This window comes from Bartonella sp. AP72JLCBS, from assembly GCF_042195705.1.
In the GTDB taxonomy this organism is placed as follows: Bacteria; Pseudomonadota; Alphaproteobacteria; order Rhizobiales; family Rhizobiaceae; genus Bartonella.
On sequence record NZ_JBHIOU010000032.1, the window covers coordinates 1 to 5,910 of the forward strand.

Consider the following 5,910-nt stretch of genomic DNA (forward strand, 5'->3'; position numbering starts at 1 on the left):
AAACATTCAAAACCTATAAGTAATATAAGAAAATGAATATACATAACCCTCTTTAAATAAAGCTTCTGATAACAATATAGTCAACTTGTTAGCGGTCAAGGGTTAACAGAAGTTCAAGCTCAAGCTCTTTATGACCAAGGACTATATCCACTCGCAGCCCACGGGATTGATATTTCTCCTCTACTACAGCGTCCACTTCGCGTTAGCCGCCTGCAAAGTCATAAGCACTACATCAGAAATGCGATTATCTCTCACCCGAAACGTTTAGATGAGCATAATTTTGAATCTCACTTAATATTGGATGAACGGTCAGAACTAATGAATGATCATCAAACTGGACAACATATACAAGGTATGGTGTTGATTGAAGCAGCTCGTCAAATGTTTTTAGCAGTTACTGAGGAATATTTTATCGGAGATAACTGGACGGAGCCGTATTACTTCGTGTTAAATAGCCTGGCTGCCAATTTTACAGGGTTTGTATTCCCTCTTGACGTTGTTTTTAACTATCGAATTAACTCTAGCGATATATCCAGATTATCTCGCCTTCACTTCGATATAACTATATCAGTTAACCAAGGCGACACGAGCGCCGCTACTCTTTCCTTTCAGTTTACTGCTTATCATGCAGAAAAACTAAAGAAGAATGAACACAAACAAGCGATTAAATTTCTTAACAAGCAAACAGGTAGGGACTCTATCTCGCGGAAAGCTGAGAACCTTGAAAATGTTTATCTTGCGTAGAGGCATTATCTATGAAAACAATAATGTACGAACTAAGTTTGACTACACAAGGACCGACTTATCCCCCGAGCGAAGTAATGGATGAAAAGGGAAATTTTATTGTTATTGGACAAATCAATCGCATGAATTCCCATGGAGAACTTACCTCAGAGTGGGGAAGAGCTTTGGTATCAACCTCTACTGTAACTCCTAAATTCGGCAAGAATGCTCCCTACGATATCATAAAAGAACTTTCAGATCCTCTTTCTAGTAGTGATGCCTCTCTTGTATTACATACTCTGCCCTTACCATTACCATGCAATAATTATCCAGTAATATTTGCACCAGCGCAATGCCCCAATGCGAAAAATATTTATCTGCCAAGCTATGGCTTCCATGAAGTACCAATACCAGACGCTCGAAACCAAGATGGTAGAAAGATTACTGCGCCGATAACCCTTGAACAATGGTGTAAAGCGAAAGGATCCATGGAAGTTTCCGTCCCTAACGACCAACGAACAGGACATTTTCGTTTTGAATTTTTGGGGTTAATTCCTAACAGTCTTTACACAATTATGGCACTACGGCAACATGATCTGAATCCCCATGCACCTACACGACCCGGCCCACTTGGTCTTCCCAATATACTACTGGCAGATGCTGATGGGCATGCCTTTTATCAAGCAATATTACCAATCCGTTTCCATCTGTGAACGATCCCTCTGCTAATCGAATAGTAAATATCGTCTTGCTTTGGATGAGTTATCAAATGAATCGAGGCGGTGCGATCGGATGGTATGGCTTAGGAGGGGATGTCCACGCGCAGCTAAAGCTCAAAAAAACAGGTTTCTGGGAATTCACAACAAAGGATTAATATTACGAATAAATCATATCCATGCTTATAAAGAACAAACAACATTATAAAGTATTTAATTTTTTTTGAAGGGAGAAATTAATAATGAGCCTTGCGTATGCATTCTTCGATGTAGATGGCACCCTTATTCGGAGCAAGAGTATGCTCGCTTTCCACGATTTCTGGTATAAATCTTGGCTAGGTTTTTCAACCAACGCTCACCAAGAGGAATATGCAGATACTACTGCTATTTTACGTGCACACCATGATAACCAGAGTCCGCGCAGCGTAATAAACCGTCGCTTTTATGAATTTTTTGCCGGACGTGCTGTAGCAGAAGTAACAAGATGTGCAGAAACTTGGGCAAAGCGCGCGTTGATTAATCCTACTTTCTTAATCCAAGAAGTAGTAACAGAACTAAAATCCCATCATAGCCAAAAAATTGAGCCGGTCTTAGTATCCGGCTCTTTTATAGAAATTCTAGCCCCCATTGCAGAACATCTAGGTGTACCTTACATCTTGGCCACAAAACTATTGCATGATGGGCAAAAATATAATGGCCGTTTCGTCCCTCCGCAAATGATCGCCGTTGGAAAAGCGCTTGCGATTCAGGATTTTATTGAAAAACATGGTGGTGACCTTAAGAACTGCTGGGCCTACGGTGATGATATTTCCGATGAGCATATGCTGAAGCTTGTAGGTCATCCTGTCGCTGTTATTGGCGATCCTTTGCTTGAGGCGTATGCTCACAAGCATGGTTGGCGCTGTTTAAATCTACCTAAAGAATCACAAACTCTAGCATTCTCCTCTAAAAAGGTATTTCCTTTTAATGAGACGTCTTTACATGAAATATCAGTTCTTTAGTTATTCAACCTAATCACAATAAACTTTAAGGCTATCTTATTATTTAAACAATTTAATAATACTCAATACATTAAACATAATACAGTAATACATAATGCATGGCTAAAAATAAACTAGCTGAATATTAATGATTACAACTTCAGGTATAGAAAATGCTAAACGAAATGATAAAAAACACGACCGGAATTTACTCACAACAACAGAAACGTATTTTAGTCACAGGAGGCGCTCGCGGCATCGGTAAAGCAATTGTTCTAAACTTATTGAAAAATGGTCATAAGGTAGCAAGTGCAGACATCATTGACATAGAACTACCAACCTCCATCGATACGGCAAGCTTATGTAAATTGATTGTTGATATCCGCGATAAAGAAGCCATTGACTCTTCTGTCCATAAGGTTATCTCAGAATTTGGTGGCTTGATGTCTTAGTTAATGTAGCTGGCATTTGTTATAGTGGCGATCCAGAAACAATTGATGCTCAAGAATGTGCTGAAACATTTGATGTGAATATTAAAGGAATGTTCTATATAACAGCTGCTACTTTACCCTATCTAAAAAAGGAAATTCGCACCGATATTATAAATATTTCATCCATATGGGGTGTAGAATACAATCCTTCTTTAATTTCATATTCTTCTTCTAAATTTGCTGTAGAGGGCTATACTGGTGGGGTGCGCTTATGGGGAATGCCACAAAATATTCGTGTTTGTTCAATCCAAGTTGATAAAGTTAATACGGATTTTCGTCGCAATTTTAAAGGATTCCCAGAGATACCTCCAGAGAATCTTGCCAAAATGCTTCACCCAGATGACATTGCTTCCGCGGTCAACTTTATTCTTTCCTCATCTAATACCGCACAAATTTCTTCTATACTACCGCACAAATTTCTTCTATACGTCTCGATGCTCCACTTTGGTATCAAGTATAAGGATCTATCCAATGAAAATCACGCCCAGAATAGCTCTTGTCTTAACCCTCGTAGGAACCTTTTTTTGGGGTTCCAATTTCCAAGCCACTAAGATAGCTTTAACGACTGTTTCTCCATGGACAGCTTCTTTTGAGCGGTTTCTCATTGCCGTAATCGCCATATTTTTAATTATGATTTTCAAAGAAGGCTTGCGGTGGCATGTTTTATCGCAAAATTTTATTTCTTATATTTTCCTAGGGATTATCGGTGTGGCAGGGTTTAATGGCGCTTTATTTGTTGGCTTGCAAACGTCAAATCCCATAACAGCCTCCCTCATCATGGCGACAACCCCTATTAGTGCTAATATTATTGAAGCTATCATGAATAAATCTTTCCCAACCTGTGAGAGGGTTATAGGGATGCTCATTAGCATGTTCGGGGTCTATTTAGTCATAACAAATGGGAGATTTTTGTCTAACCATGTTTCCTTTGCCAAAGGAGATATTATGATTCTTTTAGGTTCCATTGGTTGGGCGTTCTATACCGTGGGCACGCGGTCATTTGTCAAGAACGCAACCCCGCTTGAAACAACAAGCTGGACGATGCTCTCTGGCACCGTCGCCCTTGGCGTCCTAACCTTTTTATTCGAATCCCCTCTTCAAGAAACGATGTCTATGTCCGGCGCTAGTTTATTCGCACTCCTTTGGATGGGGGTTGCAGGATCAGTTTTAGCCTACCTATTTTGGAATATTGGAATAGCGATCCGAGGTCCGGGTAAGACGGCGATATTTTTCAATTTTGTACCTATTTCAGCCTTATTGGTGCAAATCCTGTTCGGCTTCATCCCTCAAATCATGCAAATCATAGGCGTTTTTGTTACGATTTTTGGAGTTCTAATCGGACAAGGCTATATATTCAGCTTACTAGGATCTAGAAAAGCCGTTCCCAATGCGCATAAAGAGTAATATACTTTTTAAGATGAATGGAAATTGGCGTGTTATTTTTCGCTTTATCGGAACAGATGTGGAGCTTGTTGATTATCAAGATTACCATTGATGAAAGGAATGAAAACAAATGACGCATAACCCCGCCCATTCTAGTGAAGTTTTAAAAGTAGCTTTTTTAGAAGAAATGGGGATAACAATACAAAAATTAGCGTATCGTCTTCATATGACAAAATACGTATTTAATACGTATTTATTGTCAAATAATATTTTATCTTTTTTTGATATTTTTTTTGTATTTTTTTAATACGTTATGTATTGATAATATCTTATGCTTATTAATTGCTTCTTTTATATTTATATGCTTTTAAAGCTATATTATAGGTTTTATGAAACGATTGCGTTATTTTATGAATCTATACATTTATAATATTTAGAAAAGCTCTCATTATGCGTATTTTTAGCTTTATAACCTATCATTTTTTTACTAAATGAATTTTAAATTTTTTGTGAATTTTGTTTATAAGGGGCTCTAATTTAAACAACCTTAATAGCACCGCGCTCTTATAACAAATGCTTTCATTTGCATTTTTGCTTTCTCTATAGTTGTTATGTTCTTTATAGCCATGGCATCATTTTTCATGTTCATAAGAGAAATGATAAATAGGATAATTGCGATTTATTGTCTGTTATGAAAACACTTATGAAAACATCTCAATAGAAACTGATCATTATAGAGATGAGCAAAATCCCTTTTAATAAACTTTTGTCATTTTTGTCAGTTCTTTTTAGAACCTATATCATTTTTTTTAAATGAGAGAAAATTAAAATCATTATATTTCAATAAGTTAAGTTTTATCAATTTTTCAAAAAACAACCTATATCAATAGTACAACCTATAAATTCAACTAATGCTCTATGTTTTGTAAGGGTTTTGGGGGGGTAGAAACATTCAAAACCTATAAGTAATATAAGAAAATGAATATACATAACCCTCTTTAAATAAAGCTTCTGATAACAATAAAGCTATCATTTTAGATTACGGTTTAATCTTTTAAAGGCAATGTAAATAAGAGTATCTAAAAGGCAAGTTTCTTCTTTTTAGAATAACGCATATAAACTATTATTTTAAAGATTGTATGTAAGCAATTTATAAAGGGGTATAGAACCTATAGGTTATAAGACCTTATACCCCTTATGAGGTCATCATGTGAGTATGCTTTATAAGTTATTCAGTTTCTCTTATTTCTAATTTTGGTAGTTTTTTCACGATTTTCATTGTTTCTAAACTTACGGTAATAACTCTTTGAAACAACTCTAGAGGATAAGCAGGGTTGCCAACGGTTTCAACAGCATAGCGATTGGCATCATTAATAATACCACTCTTTTTATCAGTCTTAACACATTGACGCCCCATAACCCATTCAAGAGCGGGTTTACCATTAACGATATACTCACAAGCGTCAAGAGGGATATCTGTCATGATGATATTGTTATTATAAATAACAGTCGATTTATCCTTTTCCTTACTATTCTTAATTTTTGCGAATTTCATTTCAGTCACGTAATAGAATTTTTCTGGATTAGAGATCTCTGTAACTTTTGGATTACCTTTTT

Annotated in this window: 5 protein-coding genes and 3 pseudogenes; 7 read left to right on the forward strand and 1 reads right to left on the reverse strand. The window is 36.5% G+C overall.

The window, feature by feature from the left end; genetic code table 11:
- Nucleotides 1-231 precede the first annotated feature (231 nt).
- From ACFILO_RS08885 to ACFILO_RS08915, 7 genes and pseudogenes are all read left to right on the forward strand, one after another.
- Entirely contained in the window at nucleotides 232-744 is a 513-nt protein-coding gene (locus ACFILO_RS08885) for an AfsA-related hotdog domain-containing protein (RefSeq protein WP_375678164.1), read from the forward strand.
- 11 nt (nucleotides 745-755) lie between these two features.
- Nucleotides 756-1,436 carry a hypothetical protein gene (locus ACFILO_RS08890; RefSeq protein ID WP_375678162.1) on the forward strand — a complete coding sequence of 227 codons (681 nt, stop codon included), beginning with the start codon at nucleotides 756-758 and terminating at the stop codon, nucleotides 1,434-1,436.
- A gap of 245 nt (nucleotides 1,437-1,681) precedes the next feature.
- Nucleotides 1,682-2,440, forward strand: a complete 759-nt coding sequence (locus ACFILO_RS08895; RefSeq protein WP_375652565.1) for an HAD family hydrolase — start codon at nucleotides 1,682-1,684, stop codon at nucleotides 2,438-2,440.
- A gap of 164 nt (nucleotides 2,441-2,604) precedes the next feature.
- Nucleotides 2,605-3,461: pseudogene (locus ACFILO_RS08900) on the forward strand (SDR family oxidoreductase).
- Complete coding sequence (locus ACFILO_RS08905; protein WP_144755783.1) at nucleotides 3,382-4,314, forward strand: DMT family transporter; 933 nt, start codon at nucleotides 3,382-3,384, stop codon at nucleotides 4,312-4,314. The pseudogene ACFILO_RS08900 and the gene ACFILO_RS08905 overlap by 80 nt, the downstream one beginning before the upstream one ends.
- A 13-nt stretch (nucleotides 4,315-4,327) precedes the next feature.
- A pseudogene (locus ACFILO_RS08910) lies at nucleotides 4,328-4,405 on the forward strand (Killer protein); the annotation flags it as partial.
- A gap of 18 nt (nucleotides 4,406-4,423) precedes the next feature.
- Nucleotides 4,424-4,528, forward strand: a pseudogene (locus ACFILO_RS08915) (transcriptional regulator); the annotation flags it as partial.
- A gap of 993 nt (nucleotides 4,529-5,521) precedes the next feature.
- Here ACFILO_RS08915 and ACFILO_RS08920 read toward each other — a convergent pair.
- Nucleotides 5,522-5,910, reverse strand: a 389-nt coding sequence (locus tag ACFILO_RS08920; protein ID WP_375678163.1) for a type ISP restriction/modification enzyme, incomplete at its 5' end; no start/stop codon positions are given.

Bases quoted from the DNA above. Each gene is read 5' to 3' on its own strand.
- ACFILO_RS08895 (WP_375652565.1), top strand. From the start codon at position 1,682: ATGAGCCTTGCGTATGCATTCTTCGATGTAGATGGCACCCTTATTCGG.
- ACFILO_RS08890 (WP_375678162.1), top strand. From the start codon at position 756: ATGAAAACAATAATGTACGAACTAAGTTTGACTACACAAGGACCGACT.
- ACFILO_RS08905 (WP_144755783.1), top strand. From the start codon at position 3,382: ATGAAAATCACGCCCAGAATAGCTCTTGTCTTAACCCTCGTAGGAACC.